The organism is Pseudomonas sp. LS_2 (assembly GCF_042709235.1).
Taxonomy (GTDB): domain Bacteria; phylum Pseudomonadota; class Gammaproteobacteria; order Pseudomonadales; family Pseudomonadaceae; genus Aquipseudomonas.
This window is the reverse complement of record NZ_JAVAYC010000002.1, coordinates 98,402-114,916: the sequence shown is the minus strand read 5'-3', so window position 1 is coordinate 114,916 and position 16,515 is coordinate 98,402. Positions and strand designations below refer to the sequence as shown.

Sequence of the window (16,515 nt, the reverse complement as noted above, 5' to 3'; positions counted from 1 at the left end):
CCCTGCGCTTCACTCAAACCCTGTTAACCTTTTTGTCAGATAACCGTCATACGCAGGTTTTAAAGTCGCCGTTCGCTCACACTCAGCCAATACAAGGACACCCCGATGAGTCGAGAGACCGGCGACAACCTGGACCGCAACCCAAGCGGCAACCTGCCAATGGCCAGTGTCATGGATGCCTACCTGAGCCGGCGCAGCGTGTTGCGCGGCAGCCTCGGCGCGGCGATCGCGATGATCGCCAGCACCGGCCTTGCGGGCTGTTTCGACAGCGCCTCGCAGACCACCCCGCCCCAGCCTCCCAAGCCGCCACTGCCAAAGCTGGGCTTCAAATCCATCGCCGGTTCCCGTACCGACGGCTGCGCCATTGCAGCAGGCTACAGCGCGTACGTGTTGGCGCCCTGGGGTACGCCGCTGAACGACCACGCCCAGCCGTGGCAGGCCGACGGCAGCAACACCGCCGCCGACCAGGCCAACGCCATGGGTCAGAACCATGACGGCATGCATTTCTTCCCGATCAACGGCAGCGCCGACGATGGCCTGCTGGCGATCAACTTCGAATACATCGAACCCAACGCCCTGCACCCGAACGGCCCGACCCAGGTCGATGGCAAGCGCCCGGCGGAAGAGGTTCGCAAGGAGATCAACGCCCACGGTGTGGGCGTGGTGCGCCTGAGCAAGGTCAATGGCCGTTGGCAGGTGATGCACAACGATCCGCTCAACCGCCGTTTCACCAGCGCCTCGCTGATGGACATCGCCGGCCCCTTGCGCGGCTCCGAGCACGTCAAGACGCGCTTCTCGCCCACCGGTACCCAAGCCCGCGGTACCAACAACAACTGCGGCAACGGCTACACCCCGTGGGGCACCTACCTGACCTGCGAGGAAAACTGGCCGCTGGTGTTCATCAACAAGGCCCAGCGCCCGGCCGACCAGGAACGTATCGGCGTGAGCACCGGCACCACCTTGTTCCGCTGGGAAACCGCCGCTGGCGATACCAGCGAAGTGGACGATGAGTTCGCCCGCTTCGACGTAACCCCCCGCGGCGCCAGTGCCCTGGATGACTACCGCAACGAGGCCAGCACCTTTGGCTACATCGTCGAGATCGACCCTTACGATGCATCCACCCGGGCGGTGAAGCGCACCGCCCTGGGGCGCTTTCGCCACGAAGGCTGCTGCCCTGGCCTGGCGGTGCCGGGTAAACCGCTGGTGTGGTACAGCGGCGACGACTCCAACAACGAATACCTCTACAAGTTCGTCTCCGATGCGCCATGGGACCCCGCCGATGCCAACCCGGCAGACCGCCTGGCCACCGGTGCCAAGTACCTTGACCATGGCAAGCTCTACGTGGCCCGCTTCGACAGCGACGGCAGCGGTGCGTGGTTGCTGCTCGACAGCACCAGCGCCACCACCGATGGCAGTACCCTGGGCGCGCTGTACGGCGACCTGCCGGGCATCATCATCAACACCCGTGGCGCCGCCGACGCGCTCGGTGCAACGCCCATGGACCGCCCGGAATGGACCGCCGTGAACCCGCTGAACGGCGATGCCTACCTGACCCTGACCAACAACACCATCCGCACCGCGGAGCAGGTGAACGCCGCCAACCCCCACGGCCCGAACCGCCATGGCCATATCATTCGCTGGCATGACAGCGACGACCATCTGCGCTTCACCTGGGACATCTTCGTGTTCGGCGCCAATGCCGACGGCGCGCCTGACATCAACCGCTCGGGGCTCACCGAGCTGAACCAGTTCGCCAGCCCCGACGGCATGATGTTCGATAGCCGCGGCGTGCTCTGGTTCGAAACCGACAACAGCGAAGCGAGCGTTGCCCGTCATACCAACGACCAGTTGCTGGCGGTGATTCCCACGGCCCTGACGGACGCCAACGGCAAGCAGGTGCCGATCAGTGCGCAGAATCAGGCCGACCTGCGGCGCTTCTTCGTCGGCCCCAATGGCTGCGAGGTGACCGGCATCGCTTTCACCCCCGACAACAAGACGCTGTTCATCAATATCCAGCACCCGGCCAACTGGCCCAGCACCGACAAGGCCACCGATGCCACTCCAACGGGCAGCAAAGTACGGCCCCGGGCCTCGACCGTGGTGATCCAGCGCGATGATGGTGGGGAAATCGGCACCCTGTGACAGCCAAGGCGAGCGGCGCCGCAGCCAATGCGACTGCCGCTCGCTCACCTGAGCCGGAGGGGAACCGATGCCTCCTACGGCAGCATTCCAGCGTTCAATCCGCCTCACGCTAGGCCACATGCTGACAGGCCTTGAACCGTGGAGCACCCACCATGAACGATTCCGTCCCGGAACCACTCACCGACAGCCTGACCTGCACGCTGCCCCTGGAACTCCTGAGCCAGATCGCGGCCCGGCTTGACGCGGCGACCTTTGCCCTGCTGCTCAGGCCGATCTTCGGCAGCAGTCTGCCTCCTGGCCTTTTCGTCAAGCTGCGCAAAGACCTGGCGGCCGAAGCCGTCGCCAGCCCAGCGCTTCGAATCAAGGACGACCAGGACGATTTCTGTGTCTTCGATCCCCAGACACAGTCCATCGATATTAAACGCGAAGCACTGGACCTGACCCTGGAATACCCCGAGCAGAATGCGCAATTGCTGATGGCACTGATTGCCGCGTTCGCCCTGTACATCGATGCACGGGTTCGCGGTTACTTCGCCGAGGCCCAGGCCGATGACGCAACGCAAACGCTCATGTCGACGCCGGCGGACCTGGGAGCCCAATTCACCGAGTTCCTGCTGTTCTATGCCAACCCCATCGAAAGTGACACGGTATTCGCCCATTACACCCGCTCCGGTGACGAGCATCGGTTGCTGCTTACCAAGGTCGAGCGCCCCACTGCCGTGGCTTTTGTTTCGGGCAAGGGCGAGGAAAAAAAACCATAATTCTTTCGGGCATGAGTCCATTGAAATCGCCCTCAAGGATGTCGGGTTTTCGGAGGAGGATTGCAAACGCATCTACTTCGGCAACTGGTTGCGCGATTTTTCACAGTTGGTCGACCCCAAGCTCGTTCGGCTGCAAGGTGATGCATCGCCCTTGTCAGTGACGAAGGATTTGCTCTACGCAGCAGTGCCGCGACTCTCTCGCCAGCAACTCACCAGCATCGTCGACCTGCTCGCGCTGAAGGACTTCCACACGCTTCAAAAAACGCCACAGGGGCGCCAGAACTACAAAGTCGTCCCGCAGATGCTCGGGGTGTATCGCCCATTCGAACACATCGACAACCCCACCACCCTGGACCGTGAAGCCGTCAACCCCAAGCGCATCGACCCGGATTTCCAGGCGTTGGTGTTTGCAGATGATCCGCTCAACGCCACCATGTACAAAAGCTCGATGAAGCGATACATCCAACGCCCCATCGCCTTCATGAAGAAGAAACTGCAAAGCGCGTGCGAGGCCGGCCCGACCCCTGAAGGCATGCGCTTTTTCGGTGAGGCACTGCATATCCTCGAGGACTACTTCGCTCATTCGAACTTCGTCGAGCTGAGCCTGAGAAAGCAAGGCCATGAAGAGGTCCTGGTGTGGGTCCCGGAGGTGGCGTCTGCGGCAGAGTCAAAGCATAAATGGCCGGTTATCACCGGTATGTTCTCTACGTTGGATGTGCTCAACAGCGTGATCGACCCACTGGCAAACATTCTATTCCCGACGCACGATGAACATGAGGCCCTCGAGCCGGGCGAGCGCACAGACCAGGAACAGGCGATCCTGATCTTGCTGGACGACGGCGAAGGCTCGATAGCACTTGAAATGTACAAGGCCTACCTGCAGGCCATGGACAGGATCAAGAACAACTGGCTCTACAAATGGGTAAAGGAAGCCAAAAGACCGCTGGACTCCCTGCACCACGCCTTGAACAAAGTGAAAAAGCCCTTGCTGAAGTTATCGGGTGACCAAATCGCCAACCTACAGGTACATCTGGAAAACGACCCCAACACCGACCCCACGGCCATGGCCACCCACTCGCAATTATCCAAGGACCACGACACACACCCGTTCCACACACTCGCGGTACTGCTGGCCCGCCACGCCGTTACCCTCGTCGGGCGGGCCATGCATGCCCGATGGCAAGGCAAGGAAGACGCACCAGACCCCTTTAAAGTCGCCAGGAAACTCATCCGCCATCCCAATGACAGCGATTGGCAGGACATCATCGTCGGGCAATGGGCGACGGAAAACCCGGACAAAGTCGAACAGGGCAAGTCGCTCGAAACCCTACGGACTCTCCAGGCTGCTGAACTGAGTGAATTGAGTGCAGACATCGACAAGGCGCTCAAGGAGATGGAGGCGTATTTCACCGAACTCGAACAGCTCACCGACGTCAGCCTTTGGCAGATGGCCGATGCACCGCCTAGCCCTTTCGTTCCTTTCTAGTAGCACCTGCACCCTATTAGCTCGACAGCATTTTCATCGCGGGCAAGCCCCGCGATGAATCGGCAACAGGCAAAGTGGCATTGACATGGTATTTAAGTGGTATTAGTTTTTCTGCAACTTCCCTTGCGAAAAAGCTGCCATGAGCCCTCTTTACGCGCTGCGCCCAGACGAAAACGCATCCACGCCGCTGTACCTGCAACTGGCCCGCAACCTCGAACAAGCCATTCATGCCGGGCAGTGGAGCGCTGAGCAGGCGCTGCCTTCCGAGCGCACCCTCAGCGAAGCACTGGAACTCTCGCGGGTCACTGCGCGCAAAGCCCTGGAAGTCCTGCTCGAGCAGGGCCTGATACGCCGGGTCCAAGGTTCTGGCACCTTCATCACCCCACGCCTGGAACAACCGCTGTCGCGCCTTTCCAGCTTCAGCGAAATGCTCCGCATGAAAGGCTTCACACCCAGCTCGCACTGGCTCGACCGCCGCATTGGCGCGCCGAGCAACGAGGAACTGGTGCGCCTGGCGCTGTCGCCCACCGACCAGGTGGCGCGCCTCAAGCGCCTGCGCAAGGCCGACGACATCGTCATGGCGGTGGAATGCAGCACCCTGCCCGCCCGCCTGCTCGGCGACCCGCAAGCCGTTGGCGACTCGCTCTACCAGCACCTGGACCAGCTCGGCAAACCGGTGGTACGGGCGCTTCAGCATATCCGCGCGATCAACGCCGACGCCGAACTGGCCGCCCAGGTCGGTATCGAACCCGGCACCGCCATGCTGCTCATGACCCGTATCGGCTACCTCGACGACAACACCCCCATCGAAGTAACCGACACCTACTGCCGCAACGACTACTACGACTTCGTCGCCGAACTGCGGCGCTGAACCGGAGCCCCCATGGAACTCGCCAATATCCTCACCCCCACCGGCTGGGTGCGTGGTCGCCTGGCGCTGGCCGACGGTCGTATCAGCGCCATCGAGGGTGAGCCCTGCGACCCGGTGCACAACACCCTGCCCTACCTGCTGCCCGGCTTCATCGATCTGCACGTGCACGGCGGTGGCGGCAGCGACGTTATGCAAGGCAGCGAGGCCTTCGACACCATCGCCCGCACCCACCTGCGCTTCGGTACCACCTCGCTGCTGGCCACCACCATGACCGCGCCGCGCGAGGAACTGCACGCGGTGCTGGCCGCCCTCGGCAAGCACCTGCGCAAACCACGCGGCCAGGCAGCGCGCATTCTCGGCGTGCACCTCGAAGGCCCCTACATCAACCCCGGCAAGCTGGGTGCGCAGCCGAACTTCGCGCACCAGGCGTTGCTCGAGGAAGTCGAGGATTATCTGGCGCTGGCGCCAATCAAGGTCATCACCATCGCACCGGAAATCGCCGGGCACCTGCCGTTGATTCGAGCCCTGAGCGAACGGGGCATCCGCCTGCAAATCGGCCATACCCTGGGCAGCTACGAAGAAGGCGTTGCCGCCCTGGAGGCGGGCGCCAGCAGCTTCACCCACCTGTACAACGCCATGAGCTCGCTGCACCACCGCGAGCCCGGCATCGTCGGCGCAGCCCTTGCCCATGCCCGCTACGCCGAGCTGATTCCCGACCTGTTGCACGTGCACCCCGGCGCAATCAAGGTGGCGCTGCGTGCCATTCCTTGCCTGTACTGCGTGACCGACTCCACCGCCGCCGCCGGCATGCCCGACGGCGAGTACCGCCTGGGCAGCCACACCGTGACCAAGTGCCTGGGCGGTGTACGCCTGGCCGACGGCACCCTGGCCGGCAGCACCCTGACCATGGACCAGGCGTTACGCAACCTGGTGAAAGTCGGCCTGCCCCTGGCCGAAGCCTCGCAACGCCTGTCGCAGTTCCCCGCCGACTACCTGGGCCTGGCCGATCGCGGTCGCTTGCAGGTTGGGGCGTGGGCCGATGCTGTGCTGCTGGATCGTCAACTCAACCTGACCGCCGTGATGGTCGAAGGAGATCGTTCGTGAGTTCAAGGATGCTCGAAGAGGCACGCGCCTGTGCCGATGTCGTCGAACGCCAGTTGCAACACCATGAGCCCGCCTGCGCGGCCCTGGCCGACACCTTGCGTGGGCTCGCCCCGCAAGTGGCGATGACGGTCGCCCGCGGCAGCTCCGACCACGCAGCCAGCTACTTCGCCTACCTGGCAATGCAGCAACTGGGCCTGCCAGTGGCCTCGCTGCCCATGTCGGTGGTGACCCTGCAACAGGCGCCACTGCAGGTGCGTGGCCAGGTCGCGCTGGGCCTGTCGCAATCGGGGCAGAGCCCAGACCTGGTCGAAAGCCTGCGCCGCCTGCGCGCAGCCGGAGCGACCACGGTGTCCCTGGTGAACGCCGAAGGCTCGCCGCTGCAACGGGCGTGCGAGCACCACCTGCCGCTGGGCGCCGGGCCCGAGCTGAGCGTCGCAGCGACCAAGAGTTTCGTCGCCACCCTCACCGCCTGCGCGCGCCTGGTCGCCCATTGGGGCCAGGACCGCGCGCTGCTCGACGCAGGCCACGCCTTGCCGGCGCAGTTGCGCGAAGCCGCCGCACAGGACTGGCAACACGCCGTCGAAGGGCTGCAGGACAGCCAGCGCTTGATGGTGATCGGCCGTGGCGCCGGGTTCGCCATCGCCCAGGAAGCGGCGCTCAAGTTCAAGGAAACCTCGGTGATCCAGGCCGAGGCCTTCAGCAGCGCAGAGGTGCGCCATGGGCCGATGGCTCTGATCGACGCCCAGTACCCCTTGCTGGTGTTCGCCCCCCGTGGCGCCGAGCAACCCGGCCTGCTGCAATTGGCCGCCGACATGCGCCAGCGCGGCGCCCGCGTGTTGCTGGCAGCCCCCGACGACATCGCCGAACGCGACCTCACATTGACCCGCGCCAGCCACCCGGCGCTGGACCCACTGTTGGCGATCCAAAGTTTCTACATCATGGCCGCCCACCTGGCCGTCGCCCGGGGCCTGGACCCGGACCAACCACGCTACCTGAGCAAAGTCACCCGTACGCATTGACGCCACGAGGAACAGCGGATGTCCAACAATAAGAAAATCACGCTTCATGCCCCTTTGAGCGGGCCGGTGGTGGCGCTGGAACAGGTCCCGGACCCGGTATTTTCCAGCCGCACCCTGGGCGACGGCATTGCCATCGACCCCATCGACGACTGCCTACGCGCGCCTTGTGCCGGCGAGATCATCCAACTGGCGCGCAGCGGCCATGCACTGACCCTGCGGGCCGATAACGGCTGCGAAATTCTCCTGCACATCGGGGTGGACACGGTGCAGTTGCAGGGGCAAGGGTTCGCTGCGCAGGTGAGCCTTGGCCAACGTGTGGAACGTGGCCAGGCGCTGGTGCAGTTCGACCTGGACCGGGTGGCGCAGCACTGCGTCAGCCTGGTCACGGTGATGCTCATCGCCAATGGCGAGGACTTCGTCGTGCAGCGGCTCGATGCAACCACCGCTACGCCCGAAACCGCGTTGCTCGAAGTGCAGGGCCGTGCCAACGCTTCCAGCGCCCCGCCCGAAGCCCATCAATATTGCGTGAGCGGCACTGCTCGTGTCGCTCACCAGGGTGGTCTGCATGCCCGCCCCGCTGCCCTTTTGCGCCGTACCGCACAAGGCTTCCAGGCCAAGGCCGAGCTGCACTTCGCTGGCCGACAGGCCGCTTTGAACAGTCTGGTAGCGGTGATGGGGCTGGGCGTGGGGGAAGGCGCCGAGGTGCGAGTCACTTGCACCGGGCCGGATGCCCAACCCGCCTTGCAGGCGCTGCTCGCCACTTTGGCGACGCCCACGGTCGTTGAGCAGCATGCCGCCCCAGCGGCGATGCCCGTATCCATAGCCAAACCTCTCGAACCGGGCATCCTGGCCGGCGTCTGCGCCTCCCCTGGCGTGGCTCACGGTCCACTGGCCCGGCTGGACGGCATCGCCCTGCCACAAGACACCGGCGACAACGACCCCGACACCCAGCGCCAGGCGCTGCAGGAGGCACAGGCCGAGGTACGCGATGCCATCGACCGCGACCTGCGCCACCTGCCACGCGGCCAATCGGACGCCGCCGCGATCCTCGAAGCCCACCTGGCGCTGCTCGATGACCCAGCGCTACTCGACAGCGCCCATCAGCACATCGCCCAGGGCGTGGCCGCCAGCCACGCCTGGAGCCGCGCCATCGAGGCGCAGTGCCAGGTTCTGCGCAGTCTCGGCAACCCCTTGCTGGCCGAGCGCGCCAACGACCTGTACGACCTGCAACAGCGCGTACTGCGCGCCCTGCTGGGCGAAACCCGCGAGTTGCAGCTGCCCCCTGCGGCCATCATCGTGGCCCACGAGCTGTCGCCGTCGGACCTGCTGCTGTTAGCACGCCATGATATCGCCGGCCTGTGCATGGCGGCCGGTGGCGCCACTTCGCACGTCGCCATCCTGGCCCGCGCCCGTGGCCTGCCATGCCTCGTAGCACTGGGCGAAGAGATTCTGTCATTGCCCCAAGGCACGCCGCTGGTACTGGACGCCGAGCAAGGGCGGCTGGAGACCCGCGCCGACGCCGCGCGCCTGGTGGAGGTCGAGCAGCAATGCCGCCAGCGCCGCGAGCAACGCCAACGACAGCAAGCAGCAGCACATGAGCCGGCGCGTACCGGCGATGGCCGGCACATCGAAGTGGCCGCCAATGTCGCCAGTGCCGAAGAAGCCGCCCAGGCATGGGCGCTCGGTGCCGATGGCATTGGCCTGCTGCGCAGCGAATTCCTCTTCGTCGACCGCCATACCGCACCAGACGAACAGGAACAGCGCGTCGCCTACCAGTCCGTGCTCGATACCATGGCCGAACGCCCAGTGATCATCCGCACCATCGATGTGGGTGGCGACAAGCAGCTCGACTACCTGCCGCTGCCAGCCGAAGCCAACCCGGTGCTGGGCCTGCGCGGCATCCGCCTGGGGCAGGTGCGCCCGGAACTGCTCGACCAGCAATTGCGCGCATTGTTGCAGGTGGTCCCGCAGCGCCGCTGCCGGATCATGCTGCCGATGGTCACCGAGGTGGACGAGTTGCTTGCCATACGCCAGCGCCTCGACCAACTGGCGGGCGAACTGGGCGTGCGCCAGCGCGCCGAACTGGGGGTGATGATCGAGGTGCCGGCAGCGGCGCTGCTGGCCGAGCGCCTGGCCGAGCATGCCGACTTCTTTTCCATCGGCACCAACGACCTGTCGCAGTACACCCTGGCCATGGACCGCGACCACGCCGGCCTTGCCGCGCGCGTCGATGCCCTGCACCCGGCATTGCTGCGCCTGATCGACACGACCTGCCGTGGCGCGGCCCGGCATGGGCGGTGGGTCGGCGTATGCGGGGCCCTGGCCAGCGACCCGCTGGCCACACCCGCACTGGTTGGCCTGGGCGTGGCCGAGCTGTCGGTCAGCGCCCCGCAGGTCGGTGAAATCAAGGCGCGCATCCGCCAACTGGACAGCCACGATTGCGCGCACTTCGCCCAAGGCCTGCTGGCCCTGGCCAGCGCCACGGCGGTGCGCCAAGCCTGTCGCGCCTTCCAGCAGCCCGCGCAGCAACCTGCGGCCCGCCGCGCCACACACCGATAAGGGGACGCATCATGTACCAGCACTTCATCCAGGGCCTGCAACGCCTGGGCCGCGCCTTGATGCTGCCCATCGCCATCCTGCCTATCGCCGGCCTGCTGCTGCGCCTGGGCGACACCGACCTGCTCGACATCGCCCTGGTGCACGACGCAGGCCAGGCGATCTTCGCCAACCTGGCGCTGATCTTCGCCGTGGGCATTGCGGTGGGCTTCGCCCGTGACAACAACGGCACCGCAGGCCTTGCTGGCGCCATCGGCTACCTGGTGTTGATCGCCACGCTGAAGGTGATCGACCCGAAGATCGACATGGGCATGCTCGCGGGCATTCTCTGCGGCCTGCTGGGCGGTGGCCTGTACAACCGCTTCAAGGACATCGCCCTGCCCGACTACCTGGCGTTCTTCGGCGGCCGGCGTTTCGTGCCAATCGCCACCGGCCTGTCGGCGGTAGCCCTGGGCCTGCTGTTCGGCCTGGTGTGGCCACCAGTGCAGAACGGCATCAACAGCCTCGGGCAGTTGATGCTGGAAAGCGGCAGCATTGGCGCGTTCTTCTTCGGCGTGCTCAACCGTTTGCTGATCGTCACCGGCCTGCACCATATCCTCAACAACCTGGTGTGGTTCGTCTTTGGCAGCTTCGAGGCGGTCAACGGGCAGGTGGTGACGGGCGACCTGGCACGCTACTTCGCGGGCGACCCCAACGCCGGCCAGTTCATGGCCGGCATGTTCCCGGTGATGATCTTCGGCTTGCCCGCCGCGTGCCTGGCCATGTACCGGCATGCCTTGCCTGGGCGGCGCAAGCTGATTGGCGGGGTGCTGCTGTCGATGGCGCTGACCTCGGCGCTGACGGGGGTGACCGAGCCGATCGAATTCGCCTTCATGTTCCTGGCGCCGCTGCTGTACGCCATCCATGCCCTGCTGACCGGGTTGTCCATGGCGATCTGCGACTTGCTGAACATCCGCCTGGGCTTCACCTTCTCCGGCGGCGGTATCGACATGGCCCTGGGGTGGGGGCGCTCGACCCATGGTTGGCTGGTGTTCCCGGTAGGGCTGGCGTATGCGCTGGTCTACTACTTCGTGTTCGACTTCTGTATCCGCCGCTTCGACCTGAAGACGCCCGGTCGCGAGGAGCAGCCCGCTGGTGAAGCAGTCGTCCCGAAGAACCATGCGCCACGGGCCGGCGACTATGTCCAGGCGTTGGGCGGCGCAGCCAACGTGCAAGGCGTGGATGCCTGCACGACGCGGCTGCGCCTGGTGCTGGCCGACCGTACCCTGGCCCAGGACGATGCGTTGAAGCGCCTGGGCGCGATGGCCGTGGTACGGCCAGGCAACGGGGGCAGCCTGCAAGTTGTGGTCGGCCCGCTGGCCGATACGCTGGCCGACGAGATTCGCGCGGAACTGCCCCAAACGCTGGCACTGCCCTGCGGACAAACGAGCGCTTCGGCGCTGCCCGAGGCAGTACCCGCAGACGATTGGCTAGATGCCCTGGGCGGGCGGGAAAACCTGTTGGAAGCGCAGTGTGTGGCTTCGAGCCGGGTGCGAGTGCGGCTCAAGGACGAGGGCAAAGTGCGGCGTGAACGGCTGGCGGAAATCGGCTGCCAAGGGGTCAGCCAGCACGCCGATGGCATCTGGCATTTGCTGCTGGGGGACAAAGCCCCGGGGCTGGGGCGGGTGCTGCAACGCTGAGCGATACCCGTCGCTTCATCGGCACAGCCCATGAAGCGACGGGTTTGCGCTGGGCTACTGGGGAATGCGACGCAGCACATCGTCATAGGCAGTCAGGTCGAGGAACGCCGTCACCTCCACGGCCCGCCCCTGCTCCATGCGCATGATCCAGGCGTAGTCGTTGGTATAGGGCTTGCCATCGCGCGCGGTGGCCTCGCCTCGCCAGTTGACGATGACGTGGTCGCCGTCGGCCCAGATGCGCTTGGCGATCGGTCGGATGGGCGTGCTCAAACGAGCCGTGAGGGGGCGAACCGCTCGCACGATCAGGTCGTCAAGGCCCCGATAGGTACCCGCGCTTGGCCCTGAGCCCTCGACCGTCCAGACGACGTTGGGTGACAAGACCTCGTTGAAGAAATTGGAACCACCGGCAGCCCAGCGCTCGAAGGCTGCGGACACGATAGTCTTGTTGTCATCGGCTTTCGCGGGAATCGTCAGCAAGGCAAGCAGCGTGAAGAGTGCGGCGCAGGAAAGGCGTTTGGCGAGACGAAACGTGAGCATTGCAGAACCTCCGGTCGGCGGATGGGTGTTGCCATCAATCCTCTCAACCGAAAGCCGGGGTCGGTAGCATCATTCTCCAGAATGAGTGCACGATAGTCCGCGATCAAAACGAATGGGGCCGCATAGCGGCCCCATTTTCGATACCTCAGAAGTCAGCCAGCGGCCAGACCTCATAAGCGGGTGTTTCGTAAGGGTGGCTGGCCTTGAGCGCCGCGACGACGTCACGAACCAACCCATCGGCCACCACCAGCTCTACCTTCCACTCCTCCACCTGCTCGACCTGGCCGGTCTGCCCGAGGTACGGCTGGCTGCCGTGCAACGGGCGGAACTGGCCCTGGCCGAGGGTTTGCCAGGCGCAGTGGTCATAGTCGCCGATGCGTCCGCCACCGGCGGCGAACACGGCGGCCTTGACCACCTCCACATGGCTGGCCGGAACGAAGAAGGCCAGCTTGTACACCCTTAGTTCACCCAGACCCGCGCGTTGCGGAACATGCGCATCCAGCCGCCGTCTTCCTGCCACTCGTCCGGACGCCAGGAGTTCTGCACGGCACGGAACACACGCTCAGGGTGCGGCATCATGATGGTCACGCGACCATCGCGGCTGGTGAGGCCGGTGATACCGCGCGGCGAGCTGTTCGGGTTGGCCGGGTAGGCTTCGGTGACCTTGCCGTGGTTGTCGACGTAGCGCAGGGCCACGCAGCCGGACAGGTCGGCTTCCAGCAGTGCTTCTTCGCTTGCGAATTCGGCATGGCCTTCGCCGTGGGCGATGGCGATCGGCATGCGCGAACCGGCCATGCCGTGCAGGAACACCGAGTTGGATTTCTGCACCTCGACCATGGCCACGCGCGCCTCGAACTGCTCCGAGCGGTTGCGCACGAAGTGCGGCCAGTACTCGGTGCCTGGGATCAGCTCGTGCAGGTTCGACATCATCTGGCAACCGTTGCACACGCCCAAGGCGAAGCTGTCGGTACGCTCGAAGAAGGCCTGGAAAGCATCGCGGGCACGGGCGTTGAACAGCGCCGACTTGGCCCAGCCTTCACCAGCACCCAGCACGTCGCCGTAGGAGAAGCCACCACAGGCCACCAGGCCCTTGAAAGCTTCGAAGTCGACGCGGCCGGCAAGAATGTCGCTCATGTGCACGTCGATGGCCGCGAAGCCTGCGCGGTCGAAGGCAGCCGCCATCTCGACCTGGCCGTTGACGCCCTGCTCACGCAGGATCGCCACTTGCGGACGCACGCCCTTCTTGATGTACGGCGCGGCGATGTCTTCGTTGACGTCGAAGCCCAGCTTCACCGACAGGCCCGGGTTGTCTTCCTCGAGCAGGGCGTCGAATTCCTGGTCGGCGCAGTCGGCGTTGTCGCGCAGGCGCTGGATCTGGTAGCTGGTCTCGGCCCACTGGCGCTGCAATTGACGACGGTTGTCGTCGAACAGCACTTCGCCGTTCAGGCTGATGGAAACTTCACTGCTGTTGACCGGCTTGCCGATCACCGCAACGCATTCTTCCCCCAGGCCCGCCGCGCTGAATTGGGCGAGAACGTCCGGGGTAGCGTCCTGGCGAACCTGGATCACCGCGCCCAGCTCTTCGTTGAAGAGAATGGCCGGCACGTCCTTGCGGTTGTCGGTCAGCGGGTCGAGTTGCAGGTCCAGACCGCAGTGGCCGGCGAAGGCCATTTCCAGCACGGTGGTCAGCAGGCCGCCGTCGGAGCGGTCGTGGTAGGCCAGCAGGTGCTTGTCGGCGTTGAGGCCCTGGATCACCGCGAAGAACGCCTTGAGGTCTTCGGCGTCGTCGACGTCCGGGGCCTCGGCGGCGAGCTTGCCGTAGGTTTGCGCGAGGATCGAAGCGCCCATGCGGTTCTTGCCACGACCCAGATCGATCAGGATCAGGTCGGTCTCGCCCTTGTCCATGCGCAGTTGCGGGGTCAGGGTGCCACGGATGTCAGTGACCGGGGCGAAACCGCTGACGATCAGCGACATCGGCGCGGTAACGCTCTTCTCGACGCCCTCATCGCTCCACTTGGTCTTCATCGACATGGAGTCCTTGCCGACCGGAATGGTCAGGCCCAGCTCCGGGCACAGCTCCATGCCGACGGCCTTGACGGTGTCGTACAGGCGGGCGTCTTCACCGGGGTGGCCAGCGGCAGACATCCAGTTGGCCGACAGCTTGATGTCGGAGAGTTTCTCGATCGGCGCGCCGGCCATGTTGGTCAGCACTTCGCCGATGGCCATGCGCCCGGAAGCCGGGGCGTCCAGCAGCGCCAGCGGGGTACGCTCGCCCATCGCCATGGCTTCGCCGGTGTACACGTCGAAGCTGGTGGCGGTGACGGCGCAATCGGCCACCGGTACCTGCCACGGGCCGACCATCTGGTCGCGGGCCACGAGGCCGGTGATGGTGCGGTCGCCGATGGTGATCAGGAAGCTCTTGCTGGCCACGGCCGGGTGGTTCAGCACGCGCTGTACCGCCTGGTCGAGGTCCAGCTCGCTCGGGTCGAAGTCATCGCCCAGCTCCGCTTCGCGGGTGACCGAACGGTGCATGCGTGGCGGCTTGCCCAGCAGCACGTCCAGGGGCATGTCCACCGGGGTGTTGTCGAAGTGGCTGTCGGTGACGGTCAGGTGCGGCTCTTCGGTGGCCTCGCCGACCACGGCGAATGGGCAGCGCTCGCGTTCGCAGATGGCCTTGAAGCGCTCGAAGTCCACCGCGCTGACCGCCAGCACGTAGCGCTCCTGCGATTCGTTCGACCAGATTTCGTGCGGGGCCATGCCCGGCTCGTCGTTGGGCACGTTGCGCAGCTCGAAGCGGCCGCCGCGGCCACCGTCGTTGACCAGCTCCGGGAAGGCGTTGGAGATACCGCCCGCACCCACGTCATGGATGAAGGCGATGGGGTTCTGCTCGCCCAGCTGCCAGCAGCGGTCGATGACCTCCTGGCAGCGGCGTTCCATTTCCGGGTTCTCGCGCTGTACCGAGGCGAAGTCCAGGTCTGCCGAGCTTGCACCGGTGGCCACCGACGAAGCGGCGCCGCCGCCCAGGCCGATCAGCATGGCCGGGCCGCCCAGCACGATCAGCTTGGCGCCGACGGTGATCTCGCCCTTCTGTACGTGGTCTTCGCGGATGTTGCCCATGCCGCCGGCGAGCATGATCGGCTTGTGGTAGCCGCGCACTTCTTCACCGCGCGGCGTGTTGATGCTCTGCTCGAAGGTACGGAAGTAGCCGGTCAGCGCCGGACGGCCGAATTCGTTGTTGAACGCAGCGCCACCCAGGGGGCCTTCGACCATGATGTCGAGGGCATCGACGATGCGGCCCGGCTTGCCGTAGGCCTGCTCCCATGGCTGCTCGAAGCCCGGGATGCGCAGGTTGGAGACGGTGAAGCCGGTTAGGCCGGCCTTGGGCTTGGCGCCACGACCAGTGGCGCCTTCGTCGCGGATTTCGCCGCCGGAGCCGGTGGAGGCGCCGGAGAACGGGGCGATGGCGGTGGGGTGGTTGTGCGTCTCGACCTTCATCAGGATGTGCACCGGCTCCTGCACCGCGCCGTACTGGCGGGTTTCAGGGTTCGGGAAGAAGCGCCCGGCGACGTTGCCGACGATCACCGAGGCGTTGTCCTTGTAGGCCGACAGAACGCCTTCGCTGTGCATCTGGTAGGTGTTCTTGATCATCCCGAACAGGCTCTTTTCCTGGGCCTGGCCGTCGATGTCCCAACTGGCGTTGAAGATCTTGTGGCGGCAGTGCTCGGAGTTGGCCTGGGCGAACATCATCAGCTCGATGTCGTTCGGGTTGCGCTGCAAGCCCTGGAAGGCGTTGACCAGGTAGTCGATCTCGTCTTCGGCCAGGGCCAGGCCCAGGTCGACGTTGGCCTGGGCCAGGGCTGCGCGGCCACCGGCGAGGATGTCAACGGAGGTCATCGGCTTGGGCTGGGCGTGGCTGAACAGGTCGCTCGCCTGCTCCAGCTGGCCGAGCACGCGCTGAGTCATGCGGTCGTGCAGCTCGGCGGCGATGGCCTCGGCGTCGGCAGCGCTCAGCTCACCCGCTACATAGTAGGCAATGCCGCGCTCCAGGCGCTGGATGGCCTGCAAGCCGCAGTTGTGGGCGATGTCGCTGGCCTTGGAAGCCCAGGGCGAGATGGTGCCCAGGCGCGGGACCACCAGGAACAGGCGGCCGCTCGGCTCCTGCACCGGAACGCTCGGGCCGTACTTGAGCAGACGACCCAGCACCTGCTGCTGCTCGGCGGTCAGCTCGCCTTCAACGTCGGCGAAATGGGCGAATTCGGCATACAAACCAGTAACAGCGGGAACTTTCTGGCTCAGTTGCTCGAGTAATTTACCGTGGCGAAAGGCAGAAAGGGCAGGAGCGCCGCGCAGGATCAACATC

The 16,515-nt window shown here is 65.3% G+C and carries 11 protein-coding genes and 1 pseudogene; 9 read left to right on the top strand and 3 right to left on the bottom strand.

The window, feature by feature from the left end; translation table 11 throughout:
• Positions 1-105 precede the first annotated feature (105 nt).
• From RAC97_RS02285 to nagE, 9 genes and pseudogenes are all read left to right on the top strand, one after another.
• The gene (locus tag RAC97_RS02285; protein WP_375098102.1) at positions 106-2,142 is read left to right on the top strand and encodes a PhoX family phosphatase; all 2,037 of its coding nucleotides are present in this window, start codon (positions 106-108) and stop codon (positions 2,140-2,142) included.
• Between the two features lie 152 nt (positions 2,143-2,294).
• Positions 2,295-2,903, top strand: coding sequence for a hypothetical protein (locus RAC97_RS02280; RefSeq protein ID WP_375098101.1), 609 nt, complete (start codon positions 2,295-2,297; stop codon positions 2,901-2,903).
• Positions 2,815-3,006: pseudogene (locus tag RAC97_RS02275) on the top strand (HET-C-related protein); the annotation flags it as partial. The gene RAC97_RS02280 and the pseudogene RAC97_RS02275, both read left to right, overlap by 89 nt.
• Positions 3,007-3,009: 3 nt before the next feature.
• Positions 3,010-4,389 (top strand): HET-C-related protein, encoded by a 1,380-nt coding sequence (locus tag RAC97_RS02270; RefSeq protein WP_375098336.1) that lies wholly within the window; start codon positions 3,010-3,012, stop codon positions 4,387-4,389.
• A gap of 139 nt (positions 4,390-4,528) precedes the next feature.
• Positions 4,529-5,260 (top strand): GntR family transcriptional regulator, encoded by a 732-nt coding sequence (locus RAC97_RS02265; RefSeq protein WP_375098100.1) that lies wholly within the window; start codon positions 4,529-4,531, stop codon positions 5,258-5,260.
• Positions 5,261-5,272: 12 nt separating this feature from the next.
• Positions 5,273-6,364, top strand: coding sequence for an N-acetylglucosamine-6-phosphate deacetylase (gene nagA / locus RAC97_RS02260; RefSeq protein ID WP_375098099.1), 1,092 nt, complete (start codon positions 5,273-5,275; stop codon positions 6,362-6,364).
• An 8-nt stretch (positions 6,365-6,372) separates the two neighbouring features.
• Positions 6,373-7,383: an SIS domain-containing protein gene (locus RAC97_RS02255; protein ID WP_375098335.1), complete on the top strand. Its 1,011-nt coding sequence runs from the start codon at positions 6,373-6,375 to the stop codon at positions 7,381-7,383.
• Between the two features lie 18 nt (positions 7,384-7,401).
• The gene (gene ptsP / locus RAC97_RS02250; protein ID WP_375098098.1) at positions 7,402-9,942 is read left to right on the top strand and encodes a phosphoenolpyruvate--protein phosphotransferase; all 2,541 of its coding nucleotides are present in this window, start codon (positions 7,402-7,404) and stop codon (positions 9,940-9,942) included.
• 11 nt (positions 9,943-9,953) lie between these two features.
• On the top strand, positions 9,954-11,618 hold the full coding sequence (nagE, locus tag RAC97_RS02245) for an N-acetylglucosamine-specific PTS transporter subunit IIBC (RefSeq protein WP_377748178.1): 1,665 nt from the start codon (positions 9,954-9,956) through the stop codon (positions 11,616-11,618).
• Between the two features lie 54 nt (positions 11,619-11,672).
• Here nagE and RAC97_RS02240 read toward each other — a convergent pair whose 3' ends face one another.
• From RAC97_RS02240 to purL, 3 genes are all read right to left on the bottom strand, one after another.
• Positions 11,673-12,155, bottom strand: a complete 483-nt coding sequence (locus RAC97_RS02240; protein ID WP_377748180.1) for a nuclear transport factor 2 family protein — start codon at positions 12,153-12,155, stop codon at positions 11,673-11,675.
• Positions 12,156-12,300: 145 nt separating this feature from the next.
• Positions 12,301-12,612, bottom strand: coding sequence for an NGG1p interacting factor NIF3 (locus tag RAC97_RS02235; protein WP_375100410.1), 312 nt, complete (start codon positions 12,610-12,612; stop codon positions 12,301-12,303).
• A gap of 2 nt (positions 12,613-12,614) precedes the next feature.
• The gene (gene purL / locus RAC97_RS02230) at positions 12,615-16,514 is read right to left on the bottom strand and encodes a phosphoribosylformylglycinamidine synthase (RefSeq protein ID WP_375100411.1); all 3,900 of its coding nucleotides are present in this window, start codon (positions 16,512-16,514) and stop codon (positions 12,615-12,617) included.
• Between the last annotated feature and the right edge of the window lies 1 nt (position 16,515).

What these genes read in the sequence shown, in the direction of transcription:
- RAC97_RS02285 (WP_375098102.1), top strand. Translation starts at nt 106, where the DNA reads ATGAGTCGAGAGACCGGCGACAACCTGGACCGCAACCCAAGCGGCAAC.
- RAC97_RS02280 (WP_375098101.1), top strand. Translation starts at nt 2,295, where the DNA reads ATGAACGATTCCGTCCCGGAACCACTCACCGACAGCCTGACCTGCACG.
- RAC97_RS02265 (WP_375098100.1), top strand. Translation starts at nt 4,529, where the DNA reads ATGAGCCCTCTTTACGCGCTGCGCCCAGACGAAAACGCATCCACGCCG.
- nagA (WP_375098099.1), top strand. Translation starts at nt 5,273, where the DNA reads ATGGAACTCGCCAATATCCTCACCCCCACCGGCTGGGTGCGTGGTCGC.
- RAC97_RS02255 (WP_375098335.1), top strand. Translation starts at nt 6,373, where the DNA reads ATGCTCGAAGAGGCACGCGCCTGTGCCGATGTCGTCGAACGCCAGTTG.
- ptsP (WP_375098098.1), top strand. Translation starts at nt 7,402, where the DNA reads ATGTCCAACAATAAGAAAATCACGCTTCATGCCCCTTTGAGCGGGCCG.
- nagE (WP_377748178.1), top strand. Translation starts at nt 9,954, where the DNA reads ATGTACCAGCACTTCATCCAGGGCCTGCAACGCCTGGGCCGCGCCTTG.
- RAC97_RS02240 (WP_377748180.1), bottom strand. Translation starts at nt 12,155, where the DNA reads ATGCTCACGTTTCGTCTCGCCAAACGCCTTTCCTGCGCCGCACTCTTC.
- purL (WP_375100411.1), bottom strand. Translation starts at nt 16,514, where the DNA reads ATGTTGATCCTGCGCGGCGCTCCTGCCCTTTCTGCCTTTCGCCACGGT.